The sequence below is a fragment of the Hymenobacter segetis genome (assembly GCF_054776495.1).
Window position 1 is genome coordinate 2565751 of record NZ_BAAHBV010000001.1, and the last position, 16441, is coordinate 2582191.

17 protein-coding genes and 1 pseudogene are annotated in these 16441 nt (G+C 58.4%); 14 read left to right on the plus strand and 4 right to left on the minus strand.

The annotated features are described in order from the left end of the window. Positions 1–31: 31 nt before the first annotated feature. Together ACYU70_RS10595 and ACYU70_RS10600 are read right to left on the minus strand one after the other, a co-directional pair. Positions 32–448 (minus strand): response regulator, encoded by a 417-nt coding sequence (locus ACYU70_RS10595; RefSeq protein ID WP_342295895.1) that lies wholly within the window; start codon positions 446–448, stop codon positions 32–34. Further along, positions 429–1988: a sensor histidine kinase gene (locus tag ACYU70_RS10600; protein ID WP_342295893.1), complete on the minus strand. Its 1560-nt coding sequence runs from the start codon at positions 1986–1988 to the stop codon at positions 429–431. Before ACYU70_RS10600 ends, ACYU70_RS10595 begins: the two co-directional genes overlap by 20 nt. A 232-nt stretch (positions 1989–2220) precedes the next feature. Between ACYU70_RS10600 and ACYU70_RS10605 the strand changes: the two are divergent. The 11 genes and pseudogenes from ACYU70_RS10605 to ACYU70_RS10655 form a co-directional block, all read left to right on the plus strand. Further along, positions 2221–2610, plus strand: a pseudogene (locus tag ACYU70_RS10605) (NADH-quinone oxidoreductase subunit A); the annotation flags it as partial. Between the two features lie 101 nt (positions 2611–2711). Next, positions 2712–3269 (plus strand): NADH-quinone oxidoreductase subunit B, encoded by a 558-nt coding sequence (locus ACYU70_RS10610; protein ID WP_342295892.1) that lies wholly within the window; start codon positions 2712–2714, stop codon positions 3267–3269. A gap of 73 nt (positions 3270–3342) precedes the next feature. Continuing rightward, a complete protein-coding gene (locus ACYU70_RS10615) occupies positions 3343–3903 on the plus strand; it encodes an NADH-quinone oxidoreductase subunit C (protein WP_342295890.1) in 561 nt (186 codons plus the stop codon). Between the two features lie 93 nt (positions 3904–3996). Next, the gene (locus ACYU70_RS10620) at positions 3997–5184 is read left to right on the plus strand and encodes an NADH-quinone oxidoreductase subunit D (protein WP_342295998.1); all 1188 of its coding nucleotides are present in this window, start codon (positions 3997–3999) and stop codon (positions 5182–5184) included. 21 nt (positions 5185–5205) lie between these two features. Further along, positions 5206–5781 carry an NADH-quinone oxidoreductase subunit NuoE family protein gene (locus ACYU70_RS10625; RefSeq protein ID WP_342295889.1) on the plus strand — a complete coding sequence of 192 codons (576 nt, stop codon included), beginning with the start codon at positions 5206–5208 and terminating at the stop codon, positions 5779–5781. 30 nt (positions 5782–5811) lie between these two features. Then, positions 5812–7152, plus strand: a complete 1341-nt coding sequence (gene nuoF / locus ACYU70_RS10630) for an NADH-quinone oxidoreductase subunit NuoF (protein ID WP_342295887.1) — start codon at positions 5812–5814, stop codon at positions 7150–7152. A 121-nt stretch (positions 7153–7273) separates the two neighbouring features. Continuing rightward, on the plus strand, positions 7274–8290 hold the full coding sequence (locus ACYU70_RS10635; protein WP_342295885.1) for an NADH-quinone oxidoreductase subunit G: 1017 nt from the start codon (positions 7274–7276) through the stop codon (positions 8288–8290). 130 nt (positions 8291–8420) lie between these two features. Beyond that, positions 8421–9500: an NADH-quinone oxidoreductase subunit NuoH gene (gene nuoH, locus ACYU70_RS10640; RefSeq protein ID WP_342295883.1), complete on the plus strand. Its 1080-nt coding sequence runs from the start codon at positions 8421–8423 to the stop codon at positions 9498–9500. A 6-nt stretch (positions 9501–9506) separates the two neighbouring features. Beyond that, positions 9507–10085 (plus strand): NuoI/complex I 23 kDa subunit family protein, encoded by a 579-nt coding sequence (locus ACYU70_RS10645; RefSeq protein ID WP_342295881.1) that lies wholly within the window; start codon positions 9507–9509, stop codon positions 10083–10085. A gap of 77 nt (positions 10086–10162) precedes the next feature. Further along, on the plus strand, positions 10163–10669 hold the full coding sequence (locus ACYU70_RS10650; protein WP_342295879.1) for an NADH-quinone oxidoreductase subunit J family protein: 507 nt from the start codon (positions 10163–10165) through the stop codon (positions 10667–10669). A gap of 129 nt (positions 10670–10798) precedes the next feature. Beyond that, a complete protein-coding gene (locus ACYU70_RS10655; protein ID WP_342295877.1) occupies positions 10799–11833 on the plus strand; it encodes a phytanoyl-CoA dioxygenase family protein in 1035 nt (344 codons plus the stop codon). Between the two features lie 154 nt (positions 11834–11987). Here the strand turns inward: ACYU70_RS10655 and ACYU70_RS10660 are convergent, their stop codons facing one another. Further along, the gene (locus tag ACYU70_RS10660) at positions 11988–12176 is read right to left on the minus strand and encodes a hypothetical protein (RefSeq protein ID WP_342295875.1); all 189 of its coding nucleotides are present in this window, start codon (positions 12174–12176) and stop codon (positions 11988–11990) included. A 278-nt stretch (positions 12177–12454) separates the two neighbouring features. After that, a complete protein-coding gene (gene aspS, locus ACYU70_RS10665) occupies positions 12455–14218 on the minus strand; it encodes an aspartate--tRNA ligase (protein ID WP_342295873.1) in 1764 nt (587 codons plus the stop codon). 538 nt (positions 14219–14756) lie between these two features. Here aspS and ACYU70_RS10670 point away from each other — a divergent pair. The 3 genes from ACYU70_RS10670 (at position 14757) to ACYU70_RS10680 (ending at position 16341) form a co-directional block, all read left to right on the plus strand. After that, positions 14757–15197 (plus strand): hypothetical protein, encoded by a 441-nt coding sequence (locus ACYU70_RS10670; RefSeq protein ID WP_342295871.1) that lies wholly within the window; start codon positions 14757–14759, stop codon positions 15195–15197. 151 nt (positions 15198–15348) lie between these two features. Beyond that, positions 15349–15903, plus strand: a complete 555-nt coding sequence (locus ACYU70_RS10675) for a hypothetical protein (RefSeq protein WP_342295869.1) — start codon at positions 15349–15351, stop codon at positions 15901–15903. Between the two features lie 3 nt (positions 15904–15906). After that, positions 15907–16341, plus strand: a complete 435-nt coding sequence (locus tag ACYU70_RS10680) for a nucleoside deaminase (protein WP_342295867.1) — start codon at positions 15907–15909, stop codon at positions 16339–16341. The last annotated feature ends 100 nt before the right edge of the window (positions 16342–16441 follow it).

Below are 16441 nucleotides of genomic sequence, written 5' to 3' on the forward strand. Positions count from 1 at the left end.
CCCAAAGATACGCCAGGCACACCCGGCGCAATCAGCAGTCGCAGGGCTCATCATCGCCTACCGCTTCACCATCAAACTGCGACTGGATAGCCCGAATTTCCTCGCTATCCAGCGGCTTATGAATCAGGCCGGCCACCAGCTCGTACTCCTTGGATTTCTCCAGGTCCTTCAGCGCCAGCGACGACGTGAGGATGTAGATGTGGCAGGTGCCGCGCAACGCTTCCTGATAAGGTGCCAGGGCATCGAGAAACTGCCAGCCGTCCATTAGCGGCATGTTCAGGTCCAGAAACACGACCTGGGGCACGGCTTGCTTTTTCCCCACCAGTTTGTCCAGCGCCTCTCTGGCCGACTGAAACGTGCAGATGCAATTGGAAAACCCTTCGGTTCGCAACAGCTGCTCGGTGAGGTAGATGGCAAGGTCGTCGTCATCAATGAGGTAGGTTTTCATCCGCATGGGGCCTGAAATAGAGAGTGAATTCGGTTCCTTCATCGGGGCGGCTGGCCACGGTCACCTGCCCGCCCATGGCTTCTACGTGGGCCCGCACCAGGTACAGGCCAATGCCGCGCCCGGCCTTGCCCGCATGGAAGCGCCGGTAAAGCTGAAAAACGTTGTCGCCGGCCTGCTCCCGGTCAAACCCCAAGCCATTGTCGCGCACCGTGATGGTCAGCCCCTCCGCCGGCGTCACGGTAGCCGCGATGTCGATACGCAGCGGCCGGGCATCGGCCCGGTACTTGATGGCGTTGGAAATCAGGTTGTGAAAGATGCTATGGAAATAGGCCCGACTGCCGGCCACGCGCAACTCGGCCGGAATCTGTAGGTGAAGCTCGCCGCCCGCCGCTTGCAGCGCCTCCTGCAAGCCCAGCACGGCCTGCTGGCACACGGCGGCCAGCGGCACTGACTCGGCCCGGTAGCCGGCCTCCTCGTCGCGCACCGAGAGGATGTCGTTCACATCATTCAGCACCTCATCGAGCAGCCGCAGGCTGGTGCGCAGGTTTTGCAGCGACGTTTCGAACACTGCCGACGACTTATCCACGCGGGCCAGCAGGTCGCTAAACCCCAGGGCATTGGCCAGCGGAGCCCGCAGGTTGTGCGACACGATGTAGGTAAACTGCTGCAAGTCGGTATTCTGGCCAATTAGTTTCTCGGTCATCAGCCGTTGCTGCCGTTCGGCCTGCTTGCGCGGCGTGATGTCCTGCATGGCCCCAATCATGCGCACAGGCCGGCCCGCCGCATCGCGCAGCAGGTAGCCCCGGTCAAATACCTCAGCCCAGGCACCATCGGCCCGCCGGAACCGGTATTCCTCCTCCCAGAACAGGTTCGTGGTTTCAAAGGCCGCGTGCCGTAGGCCGGCTACCACGCGCGGGCTGTCATCCGGGTGCACAAAGTCGGCCCATTTGCTGAATGGCGTAGGGTTTTCGGTAAGATGATGCCCAAACAAATTCTCAAACCCTTCGCCCCAATACAGCGTGTCGTCCCCAACGTTCCAGTCGTAGATGGCATCGGTGGTGGCTTTCAAGGCGTAAGCAAACCGCTCGTTGCTGAGGCGCAGCGCCATTTCCACTTGCTTTTCCTTGGTGAGGTCGTGCACCACCCCCACCAGCTGGCAGCAGCGGCCGTGCTCGTCGGGCACTGGCGTCACGCTCACCTCGCCCACCACCCGGCCCGTGGGATAGTCCGATGTTTCCTGCCACACCACGCGCTCCATGCTGGCAATGGCCTCGCGGTATTTGCCAAGCACCAAGCTGAGCGAGGGCTCCGGAATGATGTCCTCCACGTAGCGCCCCAGCACCTGCTCTACCGGCAGGCCGGTGGTTTTCTCAAAGGCTTTATTGGCGAATACAAACCGGTAGCGCCCCTCGCCCTCCACATTCAGCACGAACGTGACGTCGGCAATGGTATTGAAAAGGACCGAAAGCTGATGCTCCCGCTCCGCCAGGGCCACGTTAGCCGCTGTGAAGTCTCTCAAAGAATCAGCGGAATCAGACATGGAGAGGAAAGATTAGTGCTCAGCTTGCCCCTAAAGAAAGCACATCCAATCCAAATAAAACTCCATTGCGGGCCGAATATTTCCGCCCGCTGTTATCCCGGCAGGCCACCATCACCGGCCCAATTCAGCCATCCCCCCAGCGGTTCACGTTTCAACATTGCGCCCCAACCCCGTGGGCGCTACCTTTGCCCTTCAGCGCCCGTGAGGCCTGTTTGCTATATAATTGACCTCTATGTACCTAGCCCTGCCGGCTGCCAATTATCAGCCCTCCGATTATCTTCCCATTGTCATCCAATTTGGTCTGGCCCTGGCATTTGTAGCCTTCGCCATGATTGTTTCGCACATGGTGGGGCCCAAGCGCCACAGCACCGTGAAGGACGCTTCCTTCGAGTGCGGCATCGAATCGGTGGGCAACGCCCGCACCCCGATTTCGGTGAAATACTTCCTTACGGCCATTGTTTTCGTGCTTTTCGACGTCGAGGTTATCTTCATGTATCCCTGGGCTGTGAATTTCCGCGAGCTCAATAAAGACGGCTACTACGGCTTCATCGAGATGATAATCTTCATGACGCTGCTGCTGGCCGGCTTCTTCTACATCATCAAAAAGGGCATTCTGCGCTGGAATGAAGTACCAGCCGGCCAAACTTTCGCCACTACGCCAGTGTTGGAAAACCGGCCCGCCCAAGTGGCCAAAGCCGCCTAATCTGCTTGTCTCTTATAACTATGGCTGATAACCGAGTTCCTGAAATAAAAACCGTCGAAGCTCCCGAGGGCGTCGAGGGCGCTGGCTTTTTCGCCACCTCACTGGAGAAAGTGGTGGGCATGGCCCGCGCCAACTCGCTCTGGCCGCTGCCCTTCGCCACCTCCTGCTGCGGCATCGAGTTCATGGCCACCATGGGGTCGCACTACGACATCTCCCGCTTTGGCTCCGAGCGCCCCAGCTTCTCGCCCCGTCAGGCCGATTTGCTGATGGTGATGGGTACTATCGCCAAGAAAATGGCCCCCATCGTGAAGCAGGTGTACGAGCAAATGGCTGAGCCCCGCTGGGTGCTGGCCATGGGTGCCTGCGCCTGCTCGGGCGGCATTTTCGACTCCTACTCCGTGCTGCAAGGCATCGACCGCATCATCCCGGTCGACGTGTACGTGCCCGGCTGCCCGCCCCGCCCCGAGCAGGTGCTCGACGGCCTGATGCGCGTGCAGGACCTCGCCCGCAGCGAATCCTTCCGCCGCCGCAACGCGCCTGAGTATCAGGAGCTGCTGGCGTCTTACAACATTAAATAGTCTGTATCAGGTAGTCGGCAGTCGGATAGAAAGGCCGCCTTTTTTCCGACTAGCTGGCTAACACCACCCCCGAATGAATCCTCAGGAATCTGCCGCCGCTCCCGAAGCGCCCGTTGCCGAAGACCCGATAAAGGCCCAGAATGCGCAGGTAATGGCGTTGCTCACCCGCTTGTTTGGCGAGGCTACGTTCACCGATGTGCACGAGCCATACGGCCTGCTGACGGCGACCACCACGCGGGAGAAAATCCACGAAATCATCGCCGGCCTGCAGCAGGACCAGGAATTGAAATTCCACTTCCTGACCACAATGTGCGGCATCAACTACCCCGAAAACGTGGGTAAGGAGCTGGGCATGATTTACCACCTGCACAGCATGACGAAGAATATCCGGCTGCGCCTGAAAATCTTCTTCCCCATTGCTGACCCAGTGGTGCCGACCCTGACCGACCTCTACAACACCGCCAATTGGATGGAGCGTGAGGCCTACGATTTCTTCGGCGTCATCTTCACCGGTCACCCCAATCTCATTCGCATCCTCAACGTGGAGGACATGGACTACCACCCGATGCGCCGCGAATACCCCGTCGAAGACGGTACCCGCGAAGACAAAACCGACCTGTTTTTCGGCCGCTAGGCCCCTGATACTCATATCATGGCAGTAAACGACGCCCTGGCAGGCACCCACAAGATTCAAGAAGAGGCCGCCGCCCAGCGCCCCGGCCAGCTGATGCCCATTCTCAACGACTTCAGCCAGGAGCTGACGACGCTGAACCTGGGCCCGACGCACCCCGCCACGCACGGCATTTTCCAGAACATCCTGCAGATGGATGGCGAGCGCATCGTGTCGGGTGTGCCCACCATCGGCTACATCCACCGGGCCTTTGAGAAACTGGCCGAGCGCAAGCCGTTCTACCAGATTACTACGCTCACCGACCGGATGAACTACTGTTCGTCGCCCATCAACAACCTGGGCTGGCACATGACGGTGGAGAAACTACTTGGCGTGACCGTACCGAAGCGTGCGCAATACATCCGGGTGATTATGATGGAGTTGGCGCGCATTGCCGACCATCTTATTTGTAACTCGATTCTGGGCGTGGACACGGGTGCTTTCACCGGCTTCCTCTACGTGTTCCAGGAGCGCGAGAAGATTTACGAAATCTACGAGGAGGTGTGCGGTGCCCGCCTTACCACCAACATGGGCCGCGTAGGCGGCATGGAGCGCGACCTCTCCCCCGCCGCCCTCGACAAGCTCCGCGCCTGGCTGAAAAGCTTCCCGGCAGTGATGAAGGAGTTCGAGAACATGTTCAACCGCAACCGCATTTTCATGGACCGCGTGGTGAACGTGGGCCCAATTTCGGCGGAAAAGGCATTGAGCTACGGCTTCACCGGCCCCAACCTGCGGGCCGCTGGCGTCGATTACGACGTGCGAGTCATGAACCCCTACTCTTCTTACGAAGATTTCGAGTTCGACATTCCGGTGGGCACCAACGGCGACACCTATGACCGTTTCATTGTGCGCAATGAGGAAATCTGGCAGAGCCTGCGCATCATCAACCAGGCCCTCGACAAGCTGCCCGACGGTCCCTACCACGCCGATGCCCCGCACTACTACCTGCCCACCAAGCCGGAAGTGTATAAGAACATGGAGGCGCTGATTTACCACTTCAAAATCGTGATGGGCGAGATTGATGCACCTGTGGGCGAGGTATATCATTCGGTGGAAGGTGGCAACGGCGAGCTGGGTTTCTACTTGGTTTCGGACGGCGGGCGCACGCCGTATCGCCTGCATTTCCGCCGGCCCTGCTTCATTTATTATCAGGCTTATCCCGAAATGGCCGTGGGCACGACGCTGTCGGACGCCATTGTCATTCTCTCGTCCATGAACGTCATCGCCGGCGAGCTGGACGCTTAGTTTTTGTTGAAATAGACTGCTATGGAGCCGACCACCGCGCCCACCAAACCGCAATTCTCTCCCGCCGCCCAGGCGGAAATAAAGCGCCTGCTCACGCACTATCCGGAAGACCGGAGCAAGTCGGCCCTGTTGCCGATTCTGCACATCGCGCAAGCCGAGTTCGGCGGATGGGTGAGCCCTGAAGTACAGGACCTGGTGGCTGAAACTTTGAAAATCAAGCCAATTGAGGTATACGAGGTGTCGTCATTTTACACCATGTTCAACCTCAAGCCGGTGGGTAAACACGTCTTGGAAATTTGCCGCACGGGTCCCTGCATGTTGCGCGGCTCCGACGAGTTGACGGCCAATCTGGAGCGCATCACCGGAGCCAAAGTGGGCGGCACCTCGCCCGACGGAAATTTTACCCTGAAAGAAGTGGAGTGCCTGGCGGCCTGCGGCTTCGCCCCCGTCGTACAGGTGCGCGAGAAATATTACGAGCAGTTGGATACGCCCGAGGCGGTGGATGCCATGCTCAACGAATTGCGCGGTCAGGTTCATCGGCCCATCCTCTCGTGGGAAGAAAGCAGCAGCCTGCCCAACTCCCTGAAAAACAACTAACGGCTGGCCATCAGCACAACGCGTAATCTTATGGGCCGCAAGCTATTAACTGAACATATCAACGTCGAAGGCATCAATACCTTCGAGGTGTACCGCAAGCACGGCGGCTATCGCTCCGTGGAGAAGGCGCTCAAAACCATGACGCCCGACGAAGTGACGGAAGAAGTGAAGAAGTCGGGCCTACGCGGGCGCGGCGGTGCAGGCTTCCCCGCTGGCATGAAATGGGGCTTCCTGGCCAAGCCGGAGGGCGTGCCGCGCTACCTCGTTTGCAACGCCGACGAATCGGAGCCTGGCACCTTCAAAGACCGTCAGCTGATGACGAAGCTGCCCCATCTGCTGATTGAGGGCATGATTACGGGCAGCTATGCCTTGGGCGCGCGCACCAGCTACATCTACATCCGCGGCGAGTTATTGTACGTGTTGCGTATTCTAGAAAAGGCCATTGCCGAAGCCTACGCGGCCGGTTTCCTGGGCGAGAATATCCTCGGCTCGGGCTACTCGCTCGATTTGCACGTTCATCCCGGTGGCGGTGCCTATATCTGCGGCGAAGAAACCGCGCTGCTGGAGTCGCTGGAAGGCAAACGTGGCAACCCGCGCAATAAGCCGCCATTTCCCGCTGTGCAGGGCCTCTACGCCCGCCCCACGGTGGTAAACAACGTGGAAACCATTGCGGCGGTGCCGGTTATCGTGAACGAAGGCGGCGACGAGTACGCCAAAATCGGCATCGGCAAAAGCACGGGCACCAAGCTCATTTCGGCCTGCGGTCACCTGAACAAGCCCGGCATCTACGAAATCGAGTTGGGCCTGCCCGTTGAGGAATTCATTTACTCCGATGAGTATTGCGGCGGTATCTGGAAAGGCCGCGACCTAAAGGCCGTAGTGGCCGGTGGCTCGTCTGTGCCAATTCTGCCCAAAGAGCTTATCCTGAAAACCGCCGCTGGCGAAAACCGCCTCATGACTTACGAGTCGCTGAGCGACGGCGGTTTCGTGACGGGTACTATGCTGGGCTCGGGCGGCTTTATTGCGATGGACGAAACGACGTGCATCGTGAAAAACACTTGGAATTTCTCACGCTTCTACCACCACGAGTCATGTGGGCAGTGCTCGCCCTGCCGCGAGGGCACGGGCTGGATGGAGAAAGTATTGCACCGCCTCGAACACGGCCACGGCTCGATGCACGACATCGACCTGCTGGTGAGCGTGGCCAAGCAGATTGAAGGCAACACCATTTGTCCGCTGGGCGAAGCGGCCGCTTGGCCGGTAGCGGCTGCGGTGCGCCACTTCCGCCACGAGTTCGAGTGGCACGTGACCAATCCCAAAGAGGCTACGGCTCCCGGCGCGGCATATCGCGGCGCGGCGGTGCTGGCGTAACGGCTGTCATGCTGACGAAGGAAGCATCTTATCACCGCTGCTTTCGTCAGAAATAACTAACTAAAAGCTGCGCAGGCGTGATAAGATGCTTCACTCCGCTCAGCATGACAATACTATACCAATGGCTAAAATAACGTTCGACGGCATTGAGGTGGAAGTTCCAGACGGAACCACCATCCTGAACGCGGCCCGCCAGATTGGCGGCGGCATCGTGCCGCCCGCCATGTGCTACTACACGCCGCTGAAGGGCTCGGGCGGCAAGTGCCGCGCCTGCCTGGTGAAGGTTTCGGCCGGCTCGGCCAAAGACCCGCGCCCCATGCCCAAGCTCGTGGCCTCGTGCATCACCACGGTGCAAGACGGCATGGTGGTGGAAAACACCATCAACCAGCAGGTGATGGACGTGCGCAAGGGCATCGTGGAGATGCTGCTCATCAACCACCCGCTTGACTGCCCGGTGTGCGACCAGGCCGGCGAGTGCAGCCTGCAGGATTTCGCCTTTGAGCACGGCGTGAGCACCACCCGCTACGAGGAAGAGCGCCGCACTTTCGAGAAAATCGATATCGGCCCGCTCATACAGTTGCACATGACGCGCTGCATCCTGTGCTACCGCTGCGTGTACACCGCCGACCAGCTCACGCCCGAGCGTGTGCACGGCGTGCTGGGCCGAGGCGATGCCTCGGAAATCGGCACCTACATCGAGAACATCATCGACAACGAGTTCAGCGGCAACGTCATCGACGTGTGCCCGGTGGGCGCGCTGACCGATAAAACTTTCCGCTTTAAACAGCGCGTGTGGTTTACGAAACCCGTGGATGCCCATCGCGACTGCACCACCGACAAGTGCGGCGGCCGTGTAACGTTGTGGTATAAAGGCAAGGATGTACTCCGCGTAACGGCCCGCAAGGATGCCTATGGCGAAGTGAAGGAGTGGATTTGCAACACCTGCCGCTTCGACAAAAAGGAAACTTCGGACTGGGTTCTCGAAGGCCCGGCGCACATCAGCCGCGCCTCGGTTATCGCCCAGAACCACTACGAATTGCCGGTGGTGAACCCGCAGGTGATTCAGGATTTGCCGGAAAGCACCACCCGCGAATTGGAGCGCAACCCGCCGCTGCGGTTGGGAGGTTTGAATAACTAAGTAGCAGAAATAAGCACGTCATGCCGAGCGTAGTCAAGGCATCTCGCGTGTGGTAGTAAACCAATCGATTGAATTAGTTATGAGAGCGAGATGCTTCGGCTGCGCTCAGCATGACAAACGTCCATAATCAATGACTCTCCCCGCTCTGGGCTGGCAAGGCCTCGTCGTTCTGGCAACCTTCGGCATTTCGCTGCTGATTGCCACGTATTGCACCTACGCCGAGCGCGTAATTGCCGCATTCCTGCAGGACCGGGTGGGCCCGGACCGCGCCGGTCCGTTCGGCCTGCTCCAGCCGCTGGCCGATGCCGTGAAGCTCTTCACCAAAGAAGAATTCTTCCCCGCCGGGGCCAACCGGGCGCTGTTCGTTTTCGGCCCTTGCCTGGCCATGGTCACGGCCCTGATGTCGTCGGCGGTGATTCCGTTCGGCAACTTCCTGCAGTTCGGTGATACCATTATTCACCTGCAAGGCATCGAAATCAACGTGGGCATGCTCTATGTGTTCGGCATCGTGTCGCTGGGCGTGTACGGCATCATGATTGGCGGTTGGGCATCGAACAACAAGTTCTCGCTGCTGGGTGCCATCCGCGCCGCTTCGCAAAACATTAGCTACGAGCTGGCTATGGGCCTCGCCCTGATTGCCGTGCTGATGATGTCGGGTACGCTCTCGCTGCGCGAAATCACTTTGCAGCAGTCGGTAGCAGGCGAGTGGCACTTCTGGAACATTGCCAAGCAGCCGCTGGGTTTTGTCATCTTCATCGTCTGTGCTTTCGCGGAGACGAACCGCACGCCTTTTGACTTGCCGGAGTGCGAAACCGAGCTCATCGGCGGCTACCACACCGAGTATAGCTCCATGAAAATGGGCCTATATCTGTTTGCTGAGTACATCAACGTATTCGTGGCTTCGGCCGTGATGAGCGTGCTGTATTTTGGCGGCTTCAACTTCCCATTCCAGTATGAGCTGCGCGATTGGTTCGTATCGAGCCGCGGCCTGGAGCTGGTGACGGCTCAGAACATCATCACCATCCTCGGGCTGGTGGGCTTGTTCGCCAAAATCTTCGGTTTCATTTTCTTCTTCATGTGGGTGCGCTGGACGCTCCCGCGCTTCCGCTACGACCAGCTGATGCGCCTGGGCTGGACCATCCTCATCCCCTTGGCTATTTTCAACATCCTGCTCACGGGCGGCCTGATTACGTTCGGCGTAATTAAATAACGACTCATGGAATCCTTAAGCAAACGCGCCAAAGTCCTCGAAAAGAAGCCCATGACCTTGGCCGAGCGGGCATACCTGCCGGCTATTTTCCAGGGCTTGTCGATTACGATGCAGCACTTTTTCCGGGCAGCGACCAAGAAGCAGGTCACCATTCGCTACCCCGAAGAGACGCGCCCATTCTCCCCCGTTTTCCGCGGCCTGCACGTGCTGAAGCGCGACGAAGCCGGCCGGGAGCGTTGCACCGCCTGCGGCCTCTGCGCCGTGGCCTGCCCTGCCGAAGCCATTACAATGGTGGCTGGCGAGCGCAAAAAAGGCGAGGAAGGCCTCTACCGCGAGGAGAAATACGCCGTCAGCTACGAAATCAACATGCTGCGCTGCATCTTCTGCGGCCTGTGCGAAGAAGCCTGCCCGAAAGCCGCCGTGTATCTGCAAGCCGATAAAATGGCCCCGCCGCGCTTCGAGCGTGACGAGTTCATCTACGGCAAAGACCGGTTGGTGGAGCCCGTGACGCCGGATAACCGCTCGAAGCGCGGCATCCAGCTCACGCCCGAGCAAGCCGACAAACTGCGCGCGCAAATCGCATAATGTAGCGCGGACTTTTAGTCCGCGACTGATTATCTGTCTTCATCCCACTCGCGGGCTAAAAGCCCGCGCTACTGCTCATGTCCCTCTTCCTCTTTCTCTCGTTCGTGGCCCTGCTGAGTGCATTGGGCGTGGTGCTGGCCAAAAACCCGGTGCACAGCGTCCTGTTTCTCATCCTCACGTTCTTCACGCTTTCGGGCCATTACCTGCTGTTGAACGCGCAGTTTCTGGCGGCGGTGAACATCATCGTGTATGCTGGGGCCATTATGGTGCTGTTCCTGTTCGTGATTATGTTCCTGAACCTGAACGAGGACACGGAGCCGCACAAGCCGGCTCTAGCTAAGTTCGCGGCCGCCATTGCCGGTGGTTCGCTGCTGCTGATTCTGGTAGCCGCGTTGCGCAACGTGAGCCCGGCTGGCTACGACCCCACCAGCTTCGATTCGCAGATTGGCATGGTTGACCGCCTGGGCATGGTGCTGTTCAAGGAATATGCGCTGCCATTTGAGTTGGCTTCTATTCTGCTGCTGGCCGCTATGGTGGGCTCGGTGATGCTGGGCAAGCGCGAAACGGGCGAGCGGAATTTCTAATTATCGTCGATTTAAAAAAACCGGCAGCTGAAATTTCAGCTGCCGGTTTTTTTATGCCTGCTCGTAATTTGCTGCAGACTGGACGTAGGGTGCAGTTGTCTTAACCGTTTACAGCCATTCTAACAGCCGATGAATACTCAAGACGCACTTGCCAGCGCAGAAGAAATTGGAGCACTGGGCGTACGGCACTTAAAGCGCTTTTGGTCACATTCGTTGGCGAAGCGGCATGGTGTGTTTATCGAGCAAGATGAACGGAACTGGCGTTTTGACAACCTGATTCTGAACGGGCTTTGCCTGCCGCTGGAAGAAACTACGCGCTACCTGATGCAGGCGGCCCCGAGCTTTACGGAGTTTGAAAACTGGATTCTGGCCAAGAATAACGGGCAGATTGACCCACTACAAATCGAACGCCTCAACAGCATCATTTCTCAGCAACCTTATCCGGAGAGCCTGAAGCAGAATCTCCGCGAAATTGAGGGCGAGGAGAACGTGCTGAGCGCGGAAGATTTAGCTTTCTGGGACGAGCATGGCTACGTCATCTTGCGCGCAGCCGTTTCGAAAGAACAGGCGCGGGCGACTGAAGAAGCCGTGTGGGAAGTGCTTGGAATGGACCCACAGAACCCGGCAACCTGGTATGAGAAGCCCATTGGCAAGGGCATTATGATGGATTTTTACCATCATCCAACCCTGCGCGAAAACCGCCAGTCGAAGCGAATTCAGAAAGCTTTCGCCCAGTTGTGGCAAACGGCCGACTTATGGAAAACTACCGACCGCACCAGCTTTAATCCGCCCGAAACCGCTACCTACCATTTCCAGGGGCCGCATCTGCATTGGGACATGAGCCTGGAGCCGCCGTTGCACTTCGGTACGCAGGGACTATTGTATCTGTGCGACACGCCGGCTGAGCAGGGCGCGTTCTGCTGCGTGCCGGGCTTCCACCGCACGCTGGAGGGCTGGCTGGCCGCGCTGCCCGCCGGCACCGACCCGCGCCGGGTGAATCTGGACGCGCTGGCCATGCCCATCGCGGCCGAAGCCGGCGATTTTGTTATCTGGCACCACGCCCTGCCGCACGGGAGCAGCCCGAACCACGGCACCTACCCGCGCATCGTGCAATACCTCAATATGTACCCGGTCGATTTCAAGGAAAATATGGCGTGGCTTTAATCGAACTGTACGGCAGCTTATTCCTGTATCCTCCAAAACAGCAGCGCCGAACCTGTCAGGTTCGGCGCTGCTGTTTGAGCTTAGCTTTAATTTATAACAACTTATTTGTCGAATAGAATAGCCTACAGATGATAGAATAGCCTACAGATGATAATTAATTGTAGGCAACAGCAGTAGTAGTCGTGTTCACCTGCGCGATAACCGTGGAGCGAACGGGCATGGAACGGTAGGTGGGCACCCGCATCTTGTGCATCGGCGAAGCCACCAGTTGCACTTGCATCAGGGAAGCAGCAAGGGCGCTCCAGAACAGGAAAACGGCGGCGAAGATGTACAGCTTGGACATATATGCGAGTGTTGAAGTGGTTAACTGATACAAACCTACTAGACTGAGGCAGGGTCGGATTTTCAACTTCGCCCAAATGGGGTAGCCGTTCGTTCAAGGGCCCTGATTGCCCGGTAAACGGTTGATTTGGGGGCACCAATACTGGCCCTTGTAGATACCTACCCATTTGCAGTAGGTGCATCAAAGAATGAGCTACTTACGATGAATCGTCAGCAATAAAAAAAGCGGCGACTGAAGTATCAGTCGCCGCTTTTTTTATTGCTGACGATTCAAAAAACCTACTTCGCCACTACCGCCGTGGCGATACTCAGTTCCTTCAGCTGCACGTCCGAAATCGGCGAGGGCGAGTCAATCATTACATCACGCCCTGAGTTGTTCTTCGGAAAGGCGATAAAGTCGCGGATGCTGTCGGAGCCGCCGAAGAGGCTGCAGAGGCGGTCGAAGCCAAAGGCGAGGCCGCCGTGGGGCGGCGCGCCGTACTCGAAGGCGTCGAGCAGGAAGCCGAACTGGGCCTGGGCCTCTTCGGGAGTGAAGCCGAGCAGCGAGAACATGCGGGCCTGCACGGCGCGGTCGTGGATGCGGATGGAGCCGCCGCCGATTTCCACGCCGTTTATCACGAGGTCGTAGGCGTTGGCGCGGGTCTGGCCGATGGTTTCGGGGTTGTCGAGCAGGGCCAAATCCTCGGGTTTGGGCGAGGTGAAGGGGTGGTGCATGGCGAAGTGGCGGTTTTCCTCTTCGCTGAATTCGAGCAGCGGGAAGTCAATCACCCACAGCGGCGAGAACGAGTTGGGGTCGCGCAAGCCGAGGCGGCGGCCCATTTCGAGACGCAACTCGCTCATGGCTTTGCGGGTTTTGGCTTCGGGGCCGGCCAGCAGCAGGATGAGGTCGCCGGGGTTGGCGTTGAATGCGGCTTTCCACTTCTGCAATTCGTCCTGCGAGTAGAATTTGTCGACTGAGGATTTCACCTGGCCGTCGGCCTCCACTCGGGCGTAGACGAGGCCGGTGGCGCCGATTTGCGGGCGCTTCACCCACTCGGTCAGTTCGTCGATTTGCTTGCGGGTGTAGGCGGCGCAGGTGGCGGCGTTGATGCCCAGCACCAGCTCGGCACCGTCGAAAACGGGGAAGCCCTGGCCCTTCACGGTGGCGGTGAGGTCGGCGAACTTCATCTCGAAGCGGGTGTCGGGCTTGTCGTTGCCGTAGTCGCGCATGGCGTCGGCGTAGGTCATGCGGGGCACGGTGGGAAAATCGAGGCTTTTGATTTCCTTGAACAGGTAGCGCACCAGGCCTTCGAACATGTCGAGGATGTCTTCCTGGGTCACGAAGGCCATTTCGCAGTCAATCTGCGTGAATTCGGGCTGGCGGTCGGCGCGCAGGTCTTCGTCGCGGAAGCACTTCACGATTTGGAAGTAGCGGTCGAAACCCGACACCATGAGCAGCTGCTTAAATGTCTGGGGCGACTGCGGCAGGGCGTAGAATTCGCCGGGGTTCATCCGCGAGGGCACCACGAAATCGCGCGCGCCTTCGGGCGTAGACTTGATGAGCACGGGCGTTTCGACTTCGATGAAGTCCTGGCCATCGAGGTAACGGCGCACGGCCTGGGCCATTTTGTGGCGCAGCATAAGGTTGTTGCGCACCGGGGTGCGGCGCAGGTCGAGGTAGCGGTACTTCATCCGCAGGTCGTCGCCGCCATCGGTGTCGTCTTCGATGAGGAAGGGCGGCAGCTTGGCGGGGTTCAGAATCTCGACTTTCTCGGGGCGAATTTCGATGCCGCCGGTCGGGATTTTGTCGTTTTTGGAGTAGCGTTCTGATACCTTGCCGGTCACGCTCAGCACGAACTCGCGGCCGAGCTGGCGGGCGGTTTCGCGCACGGCTTCGGCCTCTACGCCTTCTTCGAGGGTGATTTGGGTGAGGCCGTACCGGTCGCGCAGGTCAATCCAGAGGATGGCACCCTTGTCGCGGGTGCGCTGCACCCAGCCGCAAAGGGTGACGGTTTGACCAATGTGTTCGGGGCGGAGCTCGCCGCAGGTGTGAGTACGTAGCATGGCAATAGGGTTTTGGGCAAAGTTAGGCCTTGCGGCCGGGCCTGCCGCACGATTCTTAGGCCTTGCTTTTCTACAAAGCCCCATTTAGACGTTCACAGGAGCCTCGACAAATGCGTTAATGCCCGAAAACCGTTTTTCAGGCACCCACACAAATGCACGGTGCCTTGGAAAACGTTTTTCAGACACCCATACAAATGCATAGTGCCTTGAAAAACGCCATACAGGCATCAGCAGAAACTCTTGCGGCTCTGTAGCTCAGGTTTCAGGCACCCATAGAAATACAAAGTGCCCGCAACCCGGGTTTCAGGCACCTATAGAAATACAAAGTGCCCGCAACCCAGGTTTCAGGCACCTATAGAAATACAAAGTGCCCGCAACCCAGGTTTCAGGCACCTATAGAAACACGCCAGGCTCCGCAACTTCATTGGCACGCCCCAATAGCCGCAGCGGCAACCCGACCCGGCCGTTTTTGGTACGGAGTATGCAAAGGGCGTTAGCAACTGCGTTCCTTTGTCTTCTCAATCCCTTCAAAACCCTCATGAAATTCCTCCCCGCTCTCGCCCTGGCCGCCGCCCTCTTAGCAGCCGGCTCCGCGCAGGCCCAAACCAAAATCAAGACCAAGAGCAAGTCGGATGCCTCGGGCACCGTCATCAAATCGAAGGGCACGACGGATGCCGTGACGCTCGACGGCCCCATCAAACGCATCGAAACGCTGTCGGGCATCGACGTTTTCCCCAAGGCAAACTCAACCGATATCCTGCTCAGCTTCACCCAGCAGTTCACCAAACCCGGCACGCTGGTGATGACCGACTACAAAAACAAGGTGATGTACCAGACCGAGCTGGACCCCGCCAACAACACCGGCGCGCCCGTGAACCTGGGCAAGATTCCGGCCGGCACCTATTTGGTAGAAGCCAAAACCGGCAACTACGTGTACTGGAAGAAGGTGCGGATTAAGTACCCCACCATTCGTCGGTAGTTTGGCTGGTCATTCTGGAATAACCGGAACGTCATGCTGAGCGCAGCCGAAGCATCTCTACCGCGCAAGTAATCAATTTTACTATTGCGGTAGAGATGCTTCGGCTGCGCTCAGCATGACGTTCTTTGTTATCGTTTATATACCCTCTGCTATGAAATTCGTCTCCCTCCTGCTGTTGTTTTTTGGCCTCACGGCCTTCGCGCCCAAGCCCAAGCTCACCACCGTGAAGCTGGCTTCCACGCTGAGCGTGGGCGTGCCGGTAGGCTTCGCGCCGCTGCCCGACGACGGCATTGCCGTGAAATACCCCTCGCCGCGCAAGCCGCTGGCCGTGTTTTCCAACCCCAGCGGGCGCGTGGATTTCAGTGTGGCCGTGCGCCCAACCACGTTCGAAAGCTTCGATTACGGCGTGCTGATTAAGATTTACAAGTCCAGCATCCAGCGGCTTTATACCAAAGTCGACTTTATCAAGGAAGACATTCGGACCGTGAATGGCCGCGATTTCATCTACTTCGAATTCGTTTCGACGGTGGCTGATAGCAAGCGCACGGGCAGCCAGCTGGCCCCTATCAAACGCTACCAGACCGTGCAATACGCCATTGAGGGCACGCAATTGTACGTCTTCACCTTTGTGGCCCCGGCCGAGGAGCAGGCGCAGTGGCAGCCCACGGCCCAGGCCGTGATGGGAGCTATTGTGATGAAGAAGTAAGTCGTGCCTACCGACGACTATTTTATGGCCCAGGCGCTGGCTGAGGCCGAAAAAGCCTTCGCCGCCGATGAAATCCCCATCGGGGCCGTCGTCGTGTTTGAAAACCAGATAATCGGCCGGGGCTACAACCAGACCGAGCGCCTGCGCGACGTAACCGCCCACGCCGAAATGCTGGCCCTGACGGCCGCCGCCAATTACCTCGGCAATAAATACCTGGCCGATTGCACCCTTTACGTCACCATCGAGCCCTGCGTGATGTGCGCCGGGGCCAGCTATTGGGCGCAGGTGAAGGCCGTGGTGTTCGGGGCCGATGAGCCGAAAGTAGGCTTCCGGCGGCATGGGGCGCTATTGCACCCGCGCACCAAGCTGCGCGGTGGCGTGCTAGCCGAAGAATGTGCGGCCTTGATGCGGCGATTCTTCACTTTAAAGCGTAAATAATCTACTTTTGATATTGAATGAGCAGCGGCCCGAACCAGCCGCTGTTCTGGCTGTTTTAGCCCTGTCCATTTCACGTACTCTTCACCACCCAAACCCTTTT